At 64.5% G+C, this 17,185-nt stretch carries 14 protein-coding genes; 7 read left to right on the top strand and 7 right to left on the bottom strand.

The genetic code is table 11. The features are described from left to right. Positions 1–125 precede the first annotated feature (125 nt). Complete coding sequence (locus tag ACXJMY_RS06050; RefSeq protein ID WP_456618397.1) at positions 126–1,097, bottom strand: aliphatic sulfonate ABC transporter substrate-binding protein; 972 nt, start codon at positions 1,095–1,097, stop codon at positions 126–128. Between the two features lie 188 nt (positions 1,098–1,285). Between ACXJMY_RS06050 and ACXJMY_RS06055 the strand changes: the two genes are divergently transcribed. Continuing rightward, entirely contained in the window at positions 1,286–4,075 is a 2,790-nt protein-coding gene (locus tag ACXJMY_RS06055) for a [protein-PII] uridylyltransferase (protein ID WP_456618398.1), read from the top strand. Positions 4,076–4,167: 92 nt separating this feature from the next. Here ACXJMY_RS06055 and ACXJMY_RS06060 read toward each other — a convergent pair whose 3' ends face one another. Beyond that, on the bottom strand, positions 4,168–4,698 hold the full coding sequence (locus ACXJMY_RS06060) for a methylated-DNA--[protein]-cysteine S-methyltransferase (RefSeq protein ID WP_456618399.1): 531 nt from the start codon (positions 4,696–4,698) through the stop codon (positions 4,168–4,170). A gap of 97 nt (positions 4,699–4,795) precedes the next feature. On the opposite strand from ACXJMY_RS06060, the gene ACXJMY_RS06065 reads away from it, so the two are divergent. Continuing rightward, positions 4,796–5,152, top strand: coding sequence for a DUF1304 domain-containing protein (locus tag ACXJMY_RS06065; protein WP_456618578.1), 357 nt, complete (start codon positions 4,796–4,798; stop codon positions 5,150–5,152). A gap of 133 nt (positions 5,153–5,285) precedes the next feature. Next, positions 5,286–6,512 carry an ABC transporter substrate-binding protein gene (locus tag ACXJMY_RS06070; protein WP_456618400.1) on the top strand — a complete coding sequence of 409 codons (1,227 nt, stop codon included), beginning with the start codon at positions 5,286–5,288 and terminating at the stop codon, positions 6,510–6,512. Between the two features lie 172 nt (positions 6,513–6,684). Here ACXJMY_RS06070 and ACXJMY_RS06075 read toward each other — a convergent pair whose 3' ends face one another. After that, on the bottom strand, positions 6,685–7,110 hold the full coding sequence (locus tag ACXJMY_RS06075; RefSeq protein ID WP_456618401.1) for a DUF1330 domain-containing protein: 426 nt from the start codon (positions 7,108–7,110) through the stop codon (positions 6,685–6,687). A gap of 166 nt (positions 7,111–7,276) precedes the next feature. On the opposite strand from ACXJMY_RS06075, the gene ACXJMY_RS06080 reads away from it, so the two are divergent. Both ACXJMY_RS06080 and ACXJMY_RS06085 read left to right on the top strand, forming a co-directional pair. Further along, positions 7,277–9,490 carry a transglycosylase domain-containing protein gene (locus ACXJMY_RS06080; protein WP_456618402.1) on the top strand — a complete coding sequence of 738 codons (2,214 nt, stop codon included), beginning with the start codon at positions 7,277–7,279 and terminating at the stop codon, positions 9,488–9,490. A 449-nt stretch (positions 9,491–9,939) separates the two neighbouring features. Beyond that, a complete protein-coding gene (locus ACXJMY_RS06085) occupies positions 9,940–10,599 on the top strand; it encodes a hypothetical protein (RefSeq protein WP_456618403.1) in 660 nt (219 codons plus the stop codon). A 178-nt stretch (positions 10,600–10,777) separates the two neighbouring features. Here the strand turns inward: ACXJMY_RS06085 and ACXJMY_RS06090 are convergent, their stop codons facing one another. The 4 genes from ACXJMY_RS06090 to ACXJMY_RS06105 all read right to left on the bottom strand — a co-directional run bounded on the left by ACXJMY_RS06090 (position 10,778) and on the right by ACXJMY_RS06105 (position 15,025). Next, positions 10,778–11,617 carry a M48 family metallopeptidase gene (locus ACXJMY_RS06090; protein WP_456618404.1) on the bottom strand — a complete coding sequence of 280 codons (840 nt, stop codon included), beginning with the start codon at positions 11,615–11,617 and terminating at the stop codon, positions 10,778–10,780. Positions 11,618–11,834: 217 nt separating this feature from the next. Then, a complete protein-coding gene (locus ACXJMY_RS06095; RefSeq protein ID WP_456618405.1) occupies positions 11,835–13,163 on the bottom strand; it encodes a polyhydroxyalkanoate depolymerase in 1,329 nt (442 codons plus the stop codon). Positions 13,164–13,284: 121 nt separating this feature from the next. Next, positions 13,285–14,103 (bottom strand): ABC transporter permease, encoded by an 819-nt coding sequence (locus tag ACXJMY_RS06100; protein ID WP_456618406.1) that lies wholly within the window; start codon positions 14,101–14,103, stop codon positions 13,285–13,287. 118 nt (positions 14,104–14,221) lie between these two features. After that, complete coding sequence (locus ACXJMY_RS06105) at positions 14,222–15,025, bottom strand: ABC transporter ATP-binding protein (RefSeq protein WP_456618407.1); 804 nt, start codon at positions 15,023–15,025, stop codon at positions 14,222–14,224. A gap of 184 nt (positions 15,026–15,209) precedes the next feature. On the opposite strand from ACXJMY_RS06105, the gene ACXJMY_RS06110 reads away from it, so the two are divergent. Continuing rightward, entirely contained in the window at positions 15,210–16,520 is a 1,311-nt protein-coding gene (locus tag ACXJMY_RS06110) for an ActS/PrrB/RegB family redox-sensitive histidine kinase (protein WP_456618408.1), read from the top strand. 102 nt (positions 16,521–16,622) lie between these two features. Then, on the top strand, positions 16,623–17,177 hold the full coding sequence (locus tag ACXJMY_RS06115) for an ActR/PrrA/RegA family redox response regulator transcription factor (protein WP_456618409.1): 555 nt from the start codon (positions 16,623–16,625) through the stop codon (positions 17,175–17,177). The last annotated feature ends 8 nt before the right edge of the window (positions 17,178–17,185 follow it).

Genomic DNA, 17,185 nt, shown 5'->3' on the forward strand with positions numbered 1-17,185 from the left:
GTTGCGCGCAGCGAGTCTCTATCCTCCTGCGTAGCCCGGATAGAGCGAAGCGCAATCCGGGAATCGCATCGCGGGAAAGACCGTCCCGGATTGCGCTGCGCTCCATCCGGGCTACGAGACCGAGATCAATTCGTCGGCAGCGGGACCTGGTCGTCGATCAGGGCGTCGAGCGTCGCCTTGACGTCGACCTTGGCGTCGACGACGCCGGCCTGCTGCAATGCGAGGCCGGCGGCGAGGATCGAATCGCGCTGGGCTGCGCCGATGCGGCTGTGGGTGAGTTCGGTGCGCTCCTTGAGCTGCTTGTCGACGACGGCTTCGGGCAGCTTGGTGACGGCGATGAAGGTCTTCTTCAGGTCGTCATAGTTCGCCAGCGAATATTTCCGCGCGTCCTCGTAAACTGCGAGCACGCGGCGGACGACGTCCGGATTGTCCTTCAAGAACTGCTCGCGCACATTGAGGATGCCCCAGGTGTTGGCGTCGGCCTTGCGATAGAACAGTTTTGCGCCTTCCTCGACCTCGGCCTGCGCCATCATCGGATCAAGCCCGGCCCAGGCGTCGACGTCGCCGCGGATCAGCGCGGTCTTGCCGTCGGCGTGCTGGAGCAGCACCGGCGTGATGTCCTTTTCGGTCAGGCCCGCACCCAACAGCGCGCGCACCAGGAAGATGTGCGGATCGGTGCCGCGCGTCACCGCGACGCGCTTGCCCTTGAGGTCGGCGACGCCTGCGATCTTGGAATCCTTCGCCGTGACCAGCGCGGTCCATTCCGGGCGCGAATAGACATAGATCGACTTGATCGGGTTGCCGTTGATCCGGGCCACCAGCGCCGCCGAGCCCGCGGTCGAGCCGAAATCGATCGAGCCGGCATTGAGGAATTCGAGCGCCTTGTTGGAGCCGGCCGACTGCACCCAGGTGACGGTGATGCCGTCCTTGGCGAATTCCTTTTCCAGGAGCCCCTTCTGCTTCAGCACCAGCGACACCGGATTGTAGGTCGCCCAGTCGATGCGGATCTCCTTGAGCGGCTCGGCCGCCCTTGCCGCAGGGGTCGCAGCGAGCGCCACAGCTGCTGCCAACAAAACGCGTCGTGAAATTTTGGTCATGCCCGGGCTCCTCAGAAACTTCATTGTTTTTCAATGAGTTATATCTAGAGGTCAACGAGAAAATCCCACCCTTGAAAGCGCGCCGTCCGAGAACAGATTTGCCCAAAGCCGGCCTTTTCAAGCATGGAACGACTATTGCCCGAGAATGGCGGGTGACAGCGCCTGTCACCTCTTATATCCGGTGAGGCATGGACAGCGTCGCGACTGAGCACAAGGCCGAGGTGGATGATCGCTTTGACAGCGCGCGGATCACCGCCGCGGTCGACGCGCTTGCCGAAAAGCACGAGGGCCGCGAGGACACGTTCCGCACCGCCGTGGCGCAACTGCTCAAGGCCGAGCTGATCGCGGCGCGCGCCGCCGCGCAAGCGATCCTGCTCAAGGACCGTCACGGAAGGCGCTGCGCCGAGCGGCTGTGCCACGTGCAGGACGAGATCATCCGCATCCTGTATTCGGCGGCGACCCGTCATCTCTACCGTTCGCCGATTCCGAGCGGGGCCGAGCGCATGGCGGTGGTGGCGACCGGCGGCTATGGCCGCGGCCTGATGGCCCCCGAATCCGACATCGATCTGCTCTTCATCCTGCCCTACAAGCAGACCGCCTGGGGCGAGCAGGTCGCGGAAGCCATTCTCTATTGCCTGTGGGACATGGGCCTGAAGGTCGGGCATGCCACGCGGTCGGTGGATGAATCGATCCGCCAGGCGCGCGGCGATATGACCATCCGCACCGCGATCCTGGAGACGCGCTTCCTCACCGGCGACAAGCCGCTCTATGAGGAGCTGGTCGCGCGCTTCGACAAGGAAGTGGTGCAGGGCACCGCGTCGGAATTCGTCACCGCAAAGCTCGCCGAGCGCGAGGAGCGGCACCGCCGCGGCGGCCAGTCGCGCTACCTGGTCGAGCCTAACGTCAAGGACGGCAAGGGCGGCCTGCGCGACCTGCACACGCTGTTCTGGATCGCGAAATACGTCTACCGCGTCCGCGACACCGACGAGCTGGTCGAGCGCGGCGTGTTCGACGCGCAGGAGTACCGCACCTTCCGCCGCTGCGCCGATTTCCTCTGGTCGGTGCGCTGCAATTTGCACTTCCACTCCGGACGGCCCGAGGAGCGGCTGTCGTTCGATCTCCAGCGCGAGATCGCGGTCCGGCTCGGCTACACCTCGCATCCCGGCATGCAGGACGTCGAGCGCTTCATGAAGCACTACTTCCTGGTCGCCAAGGAGGTCGGCAACCTCACCGCCATCCTGTGCGCCAAGCTCGAGGACCAGCAGGCCAAGCCCGCACCGGTGCTGAGCCGGATGATGGCGCGGCTGCGCCCCACCGCCGTGAAGCGGCGCGTGCCCGACAGCGACGATTTCATCGTCGACAACAACCGCATCAACGTCGCCGCGCCCGACGTATTCAAGCACGACCCGGTCAACCTGATCCGCATCTTCCGGCTGGCGCAGAAGAACAACCTCGCCTTCCATCCGGATGCGATGCGCGACGTGACGCGCTCGCTCGGCCTGATCAACGCGCAGCTTCGCGAAAATCCCGAGGCCAACCGGCTGTTCATGGAGATCCTGACCTCCGACAACGCCGAGATCGTGCTGCGGCGGATGAACGAGACCGGCGTGCTCGGCCATTTCATCCGCGCCTTCGGCAAGATCGTCTCGATGATGCAGTTCAACATGTATCATCACTACACCGTCGACGAGCATCTGATCCGCTGCGTCGGCTTCCTGCAGGACATCGAGCGCGGCGGCCTCGAGGAGTTCACGCTGGCGAGCGATCTGATGCGCAAGATCCGGCCCGAGCACCGGCCGGTGATCTATATCGTGACGCTGCTGCACGACATCGCCAAGGGCCGGCCCGAGGATCACTCGATCGCCGGCGCCAAGGTGGCGCGAAGGCTGTGCCCGCGGCTCGGCTTCAGCCCGGCCGACACCGAGCTCGTGGCCTGGCTGATCGAGGAGCATCTGACGATGTCCACGGTCGCGCAGTCGCGCGACCTCTCCGACCGCAAGACCATCGAGAATTTCGCGGCCGTGGTGCAATCGGTCGAGCAGATGAAGCTGCTCACGATCCTCACCACCGCCGACATCCGCGGCGTCGGCCCGGGGGTGTGGAACGGCTGGAAGGCGCAGCTGCTGCGCTCGCTGTACTACGAGACCGAGCCGGTGCTGACCGGCGGCTTTTCGGAAGTCGACCGCGGCAAGCGCCTCGCGGCCGCACATGCCGAATTCCGCATGGCCTTCGCCGAATGGCCGGCAGACGAGCTCGATGCCTATATCGGCCGGCACTATCCGGCCTACTGGCTCAAGGTCGAGCTGCCGCGAAAGATCCGACACGCCCGTTTCGTCCGCTCCAGCGAGCAGGCCGGCCACAAGCTCGCGATCAATGTCGGCTTCGACGAGGTGCGCGGCGTCACCGAGCTGACGATCTTCGCCGCCGACCATCCCTGGCTGCTGTCGATCATCGCGGGCGCCTGTGCCTCGGCCGGCGCCAACATCGTCGACGCCCAGATCTACACCACGACCGACGGCCGCGCGCTCGACACGATCTCGATCTCGCGCGAATACGACCGCGACGAGGACGAGGGAAGGCGCGCCACCCGGATCGGCGAGATGATCGAGGACGTGCTGGAAGGCAAGCTGCGCCTGCCGGAGGTGGTGGCGCGGCGCACCGTGCGCAGCAAGGCGCGGCCTTTCGTGATCGAGCCGGAAGTGACCATCAACAACCAATGGTCCGACCGCTACACCGTGATCGAGGTGTCCGGCCTCGACCGGCCCGGCCTGCTCTACGAGCTGACCACCGCGATCTCGAAGCTCAACCTCAACATCGCCTCGGCCCATGTCGCGACCTTCGGCGAACGCGCGCGCGACGTGTTCTACGTCACCGACCTGCTCGGCGCGCAGATCAATGCACCGACGCGCCAGTCCGCGATCAAGAGCGCGCTGACCCATGTGATGGCCGGCGACAAGGCGGTTCAGCCGGCGGCGTGAGCCTCTCGTCATTCCGGGGCGCCGCGCAGCGGCGAACCCGGAATCTCGAGGTTCCGGGTTCGCCCTGTGGGCGCCCCGGAACGACGGAGCCCTCAAACCTCCACCCCCTCGTGCCGCAGCAGCCAGCGCTTGCGCTCCAGCCCGCCGCCGTACTTCACCAGCGAGCCATCCGCACCGATCAGGCGGTGACAGGGCAGCACCACGCTGATCGGATTGGAGCCGTTGGCATGGCCGACGGCGCGGACCGCTTTGGGCATGTCGAGCCTCGTGGCGAGCGCGCCATAGCTGAGCGTGGTGCCGGCGGGGATCTGCGCAAGCGCGGTCCAGACCTTGCGCTGGAACGGTGTGCCGGCGATGCGCCATACGATCGCTGAAAGCCGGCCGAGATCGCCTTCGAAATAACCCGACAGCGCGGTCCGCATGCTCGCGGGCGCGGGCTGGTCGCTGAGAGCCACAGCGCCATAATGCAGGCGCAACAGCTCGCGCATGCGGTGCTCGTAGTCGTCCCAGTCGAGCGCGCGCAGCGCGCCGTCGGCATCAGTGACGAGCAGGGCGATCCCGATCGGCGTCGCCAGCCGATCGAGGCCGAAGCGTTCCGGCAGGCTGGTTGATCGAGCGGCCATTGCGACACCATTTCATCCAAACACGTGTCGCACTTGCCATGCCGGGCGTGCTAGCGTCCACCCGAAAGCTGACGCTTTGGGGGAGCTCAACTTGATCCTGATCGCCAATGTCCTGGTGGCGCTGGTCGCCGCGCTGCACGCTTACTTCCTGATCCTGGAGATGTTCCTCTGGGACAAGCCGCTGGGCCTGAAGACCTTTCACAATACGCCCGAGAAGGCCGAAATCACCAAGGTGCTGGCCGCCAATCAGGGGCTCTATAACGGCTTCCTCGCCGCCGGCCTGATCTGGGGCCTGATCCACGGCAACCCGGCCTTTGCGTTCCAGATCAAGGCATTCTTCCTCCTCTGCGTGATCGTGGCCGGCGCTTACGGTGCGGCGACCGTCAGCACGCGCATCCTGCTCGTGCAGGCCCTGCCGGCGGCGGTCGCGCTGGCCGCATTGTTCCTGACCTGAGAGGCTACGGCGCAGCGCCACGATCCTTGCGCGGCGCCTGCCCTTCCTCCACAATCTTCGGCAGCGATGGCGACCGTTGCAAGCAACGGAAAACGACCGTCGACGAAAATTCCGTCAGGAGGAACAACCCAAAATGAACAATCGCAGAGCCTTCATAGCTGCCACGGCGGCGCTCGCCGTCGCGTTCTCCGCCAGCCAAGCCCTCGCCCAGAAGAAATATGACACCGGCGCGAGCGACACCGAGATCAAGATCGGCCAGACCGTGCCGTTCTCCGGGGCCTACTCCGTCTACGCCAATATCGGCAAGACCCAGGCCGCCTACTTCAAGATGATCAACGATCAGGGCGGCATCAACGGCCGCAAGATCAACCTGATCCAGTATGACGACGCCTACTCGCCGCCGAAGACGGTCGAACAGGTGCGCAAGCTCGTCGAAGGCGACGAGGTGCTGTTCACCTTCCAGATCATCGGCACGGCCGCGAACGCCGCCGTGCAGAAATATCTCAACGGCAAGAAGATCCCGCAGCTGCTGGCCTCGACCGGCGCCGCACGCTTCAACGATCCGCAGAACTATCCCTGGACCATCGCCTACAATCCCAACTACGTGTCCGAGGGACGCATCTACGCCAAATACATTCTCGCCAATCACCCCAATGCCAAGATCGGCGTGCTCTACCAGAACGACGACATGGGCCGCGACTATCTCGCCGGCCTCAAGAGCGGCCTCGGCGACAAGGCCGCAGGCATGATCGTCGGCGAGGTGTCGTACGAGGTCACCGACCCGACCGTCGATTCGCAGGTGGTCAAGCTGAAGTCACTCGGCGCCGATCTTTTCTACGATGCCTCGACGCCGAAGTTCGCGGCGCAGGCCATCAAGAAGGTGGCCGAGCTCGGCTGGACGCCGGTGCACATCCTCGACATCAATGCGAGTCCGATCTCGGCGACGCTGAAGCCGGCCGGCCTCGACATCTCCAAGGGCATCATCTCGACCCAATACGGCAAGGAGCCGAGTGACCCGCAGTGGAAGGACGATCCGGGTGTGAAGGCGTTCTTCGCCTTCATGGACAAGTATTTCCCCGAAGGCGACAAGCTCAACACGGTCAACACCTATGCTTATTCGGTCGCCGAGTTGCTGACGCAGGTGCTCAAGCAGTGCGGCGACGACCTGTCGCGTGAGAACGTGATGAAGCAGGTCGCCAACATCAAGGACTTCACCCCGAGCTTCGCGCTGCCCGGCATCAAGATCAACACCGGCCCGAACGATTATCGCGTCAACAAGCAGATGCAGATGATGAAGTTCAACGGCGAGCGTTGGGAGCTGTTCGGCCCGATCATCGAGGACAACGGCCCGTCGGGTTAGTTCTCTGCAAGACTTCGTAGGGTGGGTTAGCCTTGCGGCTGCGCGAAGCGCATCTGCTCCGGCGTAACCCACCACTGTCTCTATCCGCGGAAACAGAAGCGGTGGGTTGCGCCCGGCGGACTGCGCTTCGCGCAGCCGCCGGGCTAACCCACCCTACGAACTTGTGCGGCGTCTACTTCGGCACCTCCCCAAAATTCTTCCCCACCGGCAGCACCGCATGCCGGATCAGCCGCGAATCCTCCACCGCGGCCTGACGGTGCTTCACCGCTTCACGGTAGACGGGATCGCGGATCATTTCGACGAAGGCTCCAACGCTCGGATATTCGGCGATGAAGCAGTGGTCCCAGCGCTCCTCTTGCGGGCCGATCAGCATCAGCTCGAATCTGCCTTGCCAGACGATGCGGCCGCCGAGCCGTTCGAACACCGGGCCACTCTCGCGGCCATAGGCCGCATAGGCTTCCGCGCCGCTTGCCTTGCGGCCGTCGGGATAGGCCGCCTCTTTGCGCAATCGAACCAGATTGAGCATGTGGATCGGACCCGGGCGGTCGTTCTCCCGGAACTGCGCAAAGATCTCCTTGGTCGGATCGATATGGCCCATGCGGGTTCCCTCTTCTTGATGGGTTCGATCCTAGCTCCGGCGCCGGATGAGCGGAACTGCGGCGGGCGAATGCCGCACCTCCTAATCGCGCGTTAAGCTCTGGGTAACCGGGCCTTAAACAGCGACCGCTAGCGTGCGGCGGGGCGGCTGACCGGGCGTTTTGCGTATGGCGTGGGGAAAGAAAAAGGGTGGGCGGAAGGAGCCGCTGTTCGGCTTGCCCGCAGCGCTCGCAGATCTGCGCCTGACGGCGGCGGACCGCATTCCCGGCGGCGATGACAAGCCGAAAAAGTCCGCGAAATCACCCGCCAAGCGCAAGAGCGAGGAATCCGGCGAGGAGCCGCCGCGCGAGCGGAAGGCGCCGGCCGGCCGCAGCGGCGCCAAGCGCCGGTCGAAGTCGCGCGGCGGTTTTGGCATCGGCCGGCTGGTGTATTGGGGCGCGGTGCTGGGCCTGTGGGGCGCGATCGCCGTGATCGGCCTCGTGGTCTGGGTCGGCGCCCATCTGCCGCCGATCCAATCGCTGGAAATCCCCACGCGCCCGCCGACGATCCAGATCGTCGGCATCGACGGCAGCATGCTGGCACAGCGCGGCGAGATGGCCGGCGCCAACGTGTCGCTGAAGGACCTGCCGCCCTATCTGCCGAAGGCGTTCATCGCCATCGAGGACCGCCGGTTCTATTCGCATTTCGGCATCGACCCCGTCGGCATCCTGCGCGCCCTCGTCACCAACGTGCTCCATCGCGGCGTGTCGCAGGGCGGCTCGACCCTGACGCAGCAGCTCGCCAAGAACCTGTTCCTGACCCAGGAACGCACCATGCAGCGCAAGCTGCAGGAGGCGGAGCTCGCGATCTGGCTGGAGCGCAAGCATTCCAAGAACGAGATTCTCGAGCTGTATCTCAACCGCGTCTATTTCGGCTCCGGCGCCTATGGCGTCGAAGCCGCGGCACAACGCTATTTCGGCAAGTCGGCGAAGAACGTCACCGTCGCCGAAGCCGCGATGCTGGCCGGCCTCGTCAAATCGCCCTCCCGGCTGGCGCCGAACCGCAATCCGGAAGGCGCCGAAGCGCGCGCGAAAATCGTGCTCGCGGCGATGGCGGATGCGCAATTCATCACCGACGCGCAGGCGCAGGCCTCGATCGGCCACCCCTCCTACAACGTGAAGCCGGTCGGCGCCGGCACCGTCAACTACGTCGCCGACTGGATCGGCGAGGTGCTGGACGATCTTGTCGGCCAGATCGACCAGAGCATCACGGTCGAGACCACGATCGATCCGAAACTTCAGAGCGTGGCGGAAGCCGCCATCATCGACGAGCTCGCGGCCAAGAGCGTGAAGTTCAATGTCAGCCAGGGCGCGCTGGTGGCGATGACGCCTGACGGCGCGGTGCGCGCCATGGTGGGGGGACGGAACTATTCCGACAGCCAGTACAACCGTGCGGTCACCGCCAAGCGCCAGCCCGGCTCCTCATTCAAGCCGTTCGTGTACCTCACCGCGCTCGAGCAGGGGCTGACGCCGGACACCGTCCGCCAGGACGCGCCGATCGAGGTCAAGGGCTGGAGACCTGAGAACTACACCCATGAATATTTCGGCGCGGTGACGCTGACGCAGGCGCTGGCGATGTCGCTCAACACCGTCGCCATCCGCCTCGGCCTCGAGGTCGGGCCGAAGAACGTGGTGCGCACCGCGCACCGGCTCGGCATCTCCTCCAAGCTCGAGCCCAACGCCTCGATCGCGCTCGGCACTTCCGAGGTCTCGGTCGTCGAGCTGGTCGGCGCCTATGCGCCCTTCGCCAATGGCGGCTTCGCGGTGGCGCCGCATGTGGTGCGGCGGATCAAGACGCTCGACGGCAAGCTGCTCTACATGCGCCAGGCCGACGAGCGCAACCAGGTGATCGACCCGCGCTATGTCGGGATGATGAACACGATGATGCGGGAGACGCTGATCTCCGGCACCGCCAAGAAGGCGGAGATCCCGGGTTGGCCGGCGGCCGGCAAGACCGGCACCAGCCAGGATTACCGCGACGCCTGGTTCATCGGCTACACCGCCAGCCTCGTCACCGGCGTCTGGCTCGGCAATGACGACAACTCGCCGACCAAGAAGGCAACTGGCGGCGGGCTGCCGGTGGAAGTCTGGTCGCGCTTCATGCGCGCGGCGCACGAGGGCGTGCCGGTCGCGAACCTGCCGAACTCGCAAGCGACCTGGGGCCTGTCGAACCTCGCGCAGGCCGCATCGCAAGTGTCGCCGCCGACGGCGGCGGCGCCCGGGCCGGCACCGGCGAACAATAGCGGCTATCGCCCGCCCCCGACGCGCGCCAATGTGCGGCCGGAAGCAGCGGCAGGGCTCGATGGCTGGCTGATGGACCGGCTGTTCGGCGGGAACAGGTAGCTTCGTGCTGAGGTCTCCATGGCCTCAAAACAAAAAACGCGCAAACAACCCCATGCACAGTAGACGGCACATTCCGGCGCGATGCGCGGTGGATGGTTCGAAGGCCTTGATGCGGCGGGGCGAATCGAGCGTGCCGCGCAATCGTCGCGTGATTTATCGATAGCGGAAGGTAGGAGCACGGAACGACTAGTCTTCGTCAAACCACTCCCTGTGGTTATGGGTCCCGGCCTTCGCCGGGACGACGAGAGAGACGACGTTGCCGTACGTGTCGAGCCACCTCTTCGGCAAGTCCTGTCTTCGGCAAGTCCTGTCTTCGGCAAGTCCTGCCACGGCGGCAAGATTTACCGAGGCCAGCGTATCCCTGAAAGCGAAAACACCAATCTCTTCAAGCCTCCGCGATCGGCCTGGAATTTGCTCCCCTAGGTTGAGCTAGTGCCGAGGAGCGTTCCATGATTTCAGGTGTATCCGGTGCGGTGCCGACTCATCTGCGCCCTGCATCGACGTCTCATTCAAATGCGACATCAAGTGTCCTGACGGAGGTGTCGGCTGCGACCGACACAGAGACGAGCAGCCCCCGGTTTGACGTCTCCCAGCTCAAGCCGCTGCAAGGTGCCAAGCCGATATCGGCGGCGGATCATCCGGTCCTGCGCGACCTCTTGGCAACGAACTGGCTGATGACCCACGGCGCCAGCGCTAGTCAACCGGCCGTCTCGGACGATGCACCGGAGAACACATATGCCCAGGTCAAAGTCGACGGCAAGGTGGCGGCCACGCTGTACAATGGCGGGTCCTCGACGATCACCAACGCTGCGGCCGGAAAGATCGGCAATCTCGAGGATCCTCCCGGCCTGAGTGGACCAGATCTGGCGCAGTGGCGGGCCGACAGCTACGCCAAACTGCTTGGTGGCACCGTCGAAAAGGCTCCCACCGCGATCACGCAATCGCAATGGACGCCGCGCGAAGGCAATTCCACGGCTTACAGCCGCGATCAGCTCGACGCGGCGTTCCAGGCGATGCTGGCCGAAGGCCAAAGAGTCATGGCGCAGCAGCAAGCGCCCTATCTGGCCTCACGCACGCAGGCGGGGACGAGTGCGGATTTCAGCGCGTAGCGAAGAGACGATCTCTTGCTCCACCCACGGTGTCGTCCCGGCGAAGGCCGGGACCCATACCGCGTGATCCATCGATTGCGGAAGGTCGAAGGACCGAACAACTGATCTTCGCCAAACCTCTCCCTGTGGTTATGGGTCCCGGCCTTCGCCGGGACGACGGGAGAGGCAACAGCGCGGCCTAATCCTCGATCCCATACCGGTGCAGGTCGTTGCCGTGGGTGTCGAGCCACTTCTTGGCGCGCTCCATCGACGGGCAGACTTTTCCGCATACGCGCCAGAACCGCGCCGAGTGGTTCATCTCGACGAGATGGGCGACCTCGTGGGCGGCGAGATAGTCGAGCACGTAGGGCGGCGCCAGGATCAGGCGCCAGGAGAACGACAGCGAGCCCGCCGAGGTGCAGGAGCCCCAGCGGCTGGACTGATCGCGGATCGAGAGCCGCTTGACCCTGACGCCGAGCTCTGCGGCATAGGCCTCCGCCGAGCGCTGAAGATCGCGGCGCGCCTCGCGCTTGAGGAAGTCGTTCACGCGGCGGTCGGCATGTTCGACGCCGCCGGCGACGCAGAGAATGCGTTCACCGCTGTCGCGCACCTCGGTCCACACCGTGCCGCGGGTGCCGGCGCGATGAACGATGCGATGGGGAACGCCGCGAAGCGGTATCACTGTGCCGGGCTGGAACGGCGCCGCCTTCGGCAAACGGCCAAGACGCGCAGCGATCCACGCGCCGTGACGCTGCGCGAAGTCCTTTGCCTCGGCGAGCGTGCCGCGCGGCGGCATGGTGAGGATGGCTTCGCGATCACTCGGATGAATTCGCAGCGTGTAGCGCCGCGCTCGGCGGTGCCGGCGCAGGCGAATCGCAAAGAATTGCGATCCGTGGGTGATGACGAGGGTCTTTGGTTCGTGGGGCCGCCGATAGAGGAGCGCGCGAGTGGCCATGTCTGTCAGTCCGGGGAGCAGGAGTTCGCCCGGATTCTGCCATAACCGCCGCCAGGGAAAGCGCTCGGCGCAAAAACAAATCATTTGCCCAATATACAGGGGTCTGACGTCCGGGAGACCCTACAGACTGGGGTTGGAACCCTGTTTTTTCGCCCCCGCTGGACGCATGCGGCCTCCCCAAGGGGTGAGGAAAGACTCACTCCTATGAAGCTACCTAAATACCGCGAATCTGGCGGGAACCAGGCCCTCCGGGAACCTCCGGCAGAGCCCGAATTTTCGACGGGAAAGCCGAAAAACGCAGTTATTCGGCTGCGAGAGCCTGCGATGCGGTCAGATTCGCTGCCGAGACCATGAAATCGTGAATCCGCGGCACGATTTCCGACTTGAATCGCGAACCGTTGAACACGCCGTAATGTCCGACACCCTTCTGAACGTAATGAACGCGGCGATGATCGGGAATCGAACTGCACAATCCGTGCGTTGCTTCGGTCTGACCGATGCCGGAGATGTCGTCGTTCTCGCCTTCGACCGTCATCAGCGCGACACGCGTGACCTTGGAGGGATCGACGCGTGTTCCACGATGGGTCATCTCGCCCTTCGGCAGCGCGTGCTTCACGAACACGGTGTCGACGGTCTGCAGATAATATTCGGCCGAGAGATCCATCACCGCGAGATATTCGTCATAGAAGTCGCGATGCTTGTCGACGAGGTCGCCGTCGCCCTTCACCAGATTGGCGAACAGCTGCTTGTGGGCATCCATGTGCCGATCGAGATTCATGCTGATGAAGCCGTTGAGCTGCAGGAATCCCGGGTAAACGTCGCGCATCATGCCCGGATGCGGGAACGGCACCTTGGTGATGACGTTGTTGCGGAACCAGTCGATGCCGCGCTGCTGGGCGAGGTTGTTCACCGCAGTCGGATTGCGGCGGGTGTCGATCGGCCCGCCCATCAGCGTCATCGAGGTCGGCACGAAGGGATCGCGCCGCGCTTCCATGATCGAGACGGCGGCGACGACGGGAACCGAGGGCTGGCACACCGCGATCACATGGGTGTTGCCGCCAAGCACGTGCAGCATCTCGATCACGTAGTCGATGTAGTCGTCGAGATCGAAACGGCCTTCGCTGAGCGGCACCATGCGGGCATCGGCCCAATCGGTGATGTAGACCTCATGCGCCGGCAGAAAGGCTTCGACCGTGCCGCGCAGCAGCGTCGCGTAATGGCCGGACATCGGCGCCACGATCAGCACGCGCGGCTGCGGGCTGCGCAAGGGGCGGGTGAACTTGCGATCGAAGTAGAGCAACTGGCAGAACGGCTTTTCCCAGACGGAGCGAACCTCGACGGGGACGCGGATGCCGTTGACCTCGGTGTCGTTGAGGCCCCATTCCGGCTTGCCGTAGCGCCGCGTGGTGCGCTCGAACAATTCGCAGGCCGCGGCCACCGACTTGCCGACCTCGGTGCGCGCCCAGGGATTCAAGGGATTCTGAAACAGGAGCCTGGTCGCGTCGGTGACGGCGCGCGCCGGATTGAGAGAGGCCTGCGCCATCTCGTACATCCAGTACATCGGCGTGGTCAGGACCGGACTGCCTTCGGCCGCCAGGGGCGGTGCGCCGCCAAACTCACCAATCGGCATGATCATGTTCCTCTTCGCATCGCAGCATACTGCCGAATGCGTAATATTGCGTCAATGCATGGTTCCGTAGATCTACGTGGCCTGAACGGCCAAACCAGCCTGAATCCACGAGAAAGTGACGTTATTCACCGCCCGACAGCAGCGAGCCGTTTTTCTTGGCGCTGCGCAAAAGGGCAAGGAATGCCCCAAAAGATGCAACCAGCAGCACCACATTGATGGCCAGCGCACCCAGCATCAGGTCGGTCCGGAAGGTTTGCTCGATCAGGAGCGCCCGCATTCCCTCGAACACATAGGTCGGCGGCAGCGTCCAGGCGACATATTGCAGCCAGACCGGCAGCACGCTGACAGGATAGTAGATGCAGGCGAGCGGCATGATCGCGAACATCAAGGTCCAGACGATGCTCTCGGCCCCCAGCCCGTTTCGCAGCACCAGCCCCGAGACGAAGATGCCGACCGACCAACTCGTGAAGATCAGATTGCAGAAGAAGGCGATCAGCGGCAGGCCAAGGCTGTAGACATTGAAGTGAAACAGGAACAGCGCGAGCAGCGTCATCGGAATGACGCCGATCGCGAGCCGGATCAGGCTCATGACCATGAGCGACAGCAGAAACTCGATCGGCTTCAACGGGCTCATCATGAGATTGCCGATGTTGCGCGCCCACATCTCCTCCAGAAACGAGATCGAGAAGCCGAGCTGTCCCCGGAACAGGATGTCCCAGAGGATGACGGCGCCGATCAGCGTGCCGCCGGCGCGCGCGAAGAAATTGGCGTTCTGCGCGATGTAGAGCTGGAGGAAGCCCCAGGTAATGACCTGGAGCGCCGGCCAATACAGCAGCTCGAGCAGCCGCGGCCAGGACGACATCAGGAGATACCAATAGCGCAGGATCATCGCGCCGATGCGCTGGGCCGAGATGCCGCGATGGAGGGAGAGCTCGGTCATGGCTTCACCAAGTAGCCCGGATGGAGCGAAGCGCAATCCGGGAATCGTGCCACACGCGACAGGGGCCCCGGATTACGCTGCGCTCCATCCGGGCTACGGCTGAAACATAGGGGCTTGCTCATCGCGCCGCCTCCTTCGCTCCGTTCGCCCGGCCGCGGGCGACGTCGAGGAACACCTCCTCCAGCGTGGTGCGGTTGTAGCGGGCCATGATGGCGTCGGGCGTGTCGTCGTCCTCGATGCGGCCGCGCTTCATGATGATGACGCGGTCGCAGAGCCGCTCGACCTCGAGCATGTTGTGCGACGCCAGCAGGATGGTGGCCTTGTTGTCGCGGCGATAGCGTTCCAGATGCGCCCGCACCCAGTCGGCGGTGTCAGGGTCGAGCGAGGCGGTCGGCTCGTCCAGCAGCAACAGCTCGGGCGTGTTGATCAGCGCCTTGGCGAGCGCGACGCGGGTCTTCTGGCCGGCGGAGAGCTTGCCGTTGGCGCGGTCGATGAATTCGGTGAGATCGAGGTCGTCGGCCAGCCTGGCGATGCGGTCGGACAGGTTCTTCACCGCATAGAGCTTGCCGAACACGGTGAGATTCTGCCGCACCGTGAGCCGCATCGGCATGTCGACATAGGGGCTCTCGAAATTCATCCGCCCCAGCACTGCGGCGCTCTGCTCGGGCATCGGATGTCCGAGCACCTGCACGCGGCCGGAGGTCGGCAGCACCAGGCCCATGATCATCGCGATGGTCGTGGTCTTGCCGGCGCCGTTGCCGCCCAGCAGCCCGGTGATGCTGCCGCGCGGCAACGTGAAGGAGATGTCGTCGACCGCGCGGGTCTGCTTGTAGAGCTTGACGAGGCGATCGACCTCGATTGCCGGGGACGATTTGCGGTCCGCGACAGTCGGCCGACTTGAAGCCTTGTCGTTCTCAGTCATGCTGGGCCGTTCTTCCGCCATTGCGCGGTCGAGCGCAAGACTTGAAGTCGCAAGACTTGACGTAACAAGACTTGACGTCACAGGACTTGAAGTATCAAGGCTCGAGGCAAGAGGCTTGTAACCCGGTGGAATGTGCGGGCCGGCGCGTTTGTGATCGCCCGCATGCATCGCTAGATTGGCTGAGATGACCGACACCGCCGTTTCCGACTTTCGCCATTCGCAGCGACATATCCGCCTGGACACGATCCTGCGGCTGCGCTGGCTCGCGGTGCTGGGCCAGCTCGCCGCGATCTTCATCGTGGCGCAGGGGCTCGAGTTCAACGTCGAGATCGTCCCCTGCGTCAGCATCATCGCCCTGTCGGCGGCGCTCAATCTGGCGCTGCAAACCGCGGCCAATCCGATGCAGCGGCTCGAGCCGATCCAGGCGGCCGGGCTGCTCGCGCTGAACATCGTGGAACTAGCGGGGCTGCTGTTCTTCACCGGCGGATTGCAGAACCCGTTCTCGTTCCTGTTCCTCGCTCCCGTGCTGATCTCGGCCACCGCGCTGCCGGCCCGCGCCACCTTCGGCCTCGGCCTCCTGGCCGTGGCCTGCGCCTCGATCCTGTTCTTCTTTCATCTGCCGCTGCCCTGGGATTCCGACGATCCGCTGGTGCTGCCGCCGATCTATCTCGTCGGCATCTGGCTTTCGATCGTGCTCGCGATCGGCGTCACCAGCCTCTACTCCTTCCAGGTCACCCAGGAGGCGCGCAAGCTGGCCGACGCGCTCGCCGCGACCGAACTGGTGCTGACGCGCGAGCAGCATCTGACCCAGCTCGACGGGCTGGCTGCGGCCGCCGCGCACGAGCTCGGCACGCCGCTCGCGACCATCTTCCTGATCTCGCGCGAGCTGGAAAAGACGGTGAAGGATCCGACCTTTGCCGCCGATCTGAAAACCCTGCGCGAGCAGACGCAGCGTTGCCGCGACATCCTGAGCAAGATCACCCAGCTGTCCTCCACCGGCGCGCCGTTCGACCGCATGAAGCTGTCCGAGCTGATCGAGGAGGTGGTGGCGCCGCACCGCGATTTCGGCGTCGACATCAAGGTGCGGATCGCGATCGCCGCCGCCGCCGAGCCGGTCGGCTCGCGCAACCCGGCGGTCCTCTACGGCGTCGGCAACATCGTCGAGAATGCCGTCGACTTCGCGCGCACCACCGTCGAGGTGAACGCCTGGTGGAACAATGAGACCATCGAGATCGTGATTTCCGATGACGGCCCGGGGATTCCGCCCGACCTCTTGAAGCGGATCGGCGAGCCCTACCTGTCGCGGCGGCGCACCCGGGATGAAGGCGGCGGCCTCGGGCTCGGCGTGTTCATCGCACGCACCCTGCTGGAACGCACCGGCGCCAAGGTCTCGTTTACCAATCGGACCTTCCCGGATCACGGGGCCGTGGTCCAGATTGCGTGGCCGAGGCAGCGTTTTGAGGCTATCGAGACGCTCGAAGAAACAATAGGATAGGCGCGACCTTGCGTCGCACAACAGGGCCGATCGACCATTGACGGCCTTGGCACCGCGCGATTGCGACGCCATATGTAGACGCGCTGGAGAGAGGACAAAACCTTGAACGCCATCGCCGAACTGAACGAACAGGCCGACCGCTCGCTTCTCATCGTGGAGGACGACAAGCCGTTTCTGGAGCGGCTGTCGCGCGCCATGGAAACGCGCGGTTTTGCGGTGACCTCGTGTGACACCGTCTCGGACGGACTGGCGCAGATCGGCAAGGCTGCCCCCGCATTCGCAGTGGTCGATTTGCGGCTCGGCGACGGCAACGGCCTCGACGTGGTCTCCGCGCTGAAGAAGAAGCGCCCCGACGCACGCGCGATCGTGTTGACCGGCTATGGCAACATCGCCACCGCGGTGACCGCAGTGAAGATGGGCGCGATCGATTATCTCTCCAAGCCCGCGGACGCCGACGACGTCGTCGCCGCGCTGCTCTCGACGAGTTCGGAGAAATCCGAGCTGCCGACGAACCCGATGTCGGCCGACCGCGTGCGCTGGGAGCACATCCAGCGCATCTACGAGATGTGCAACCGCAACGTCTCGGAGACGGCACGGCGACTCAACATGCACCGGCGGACGTTGCAGCGCATTTTGGCCAAGCGCGCGCCGAGGTAAGTTTCGCA

Source organism: Bradyrhizobium sp. P5_C12, from assembly GCF_054049735.1.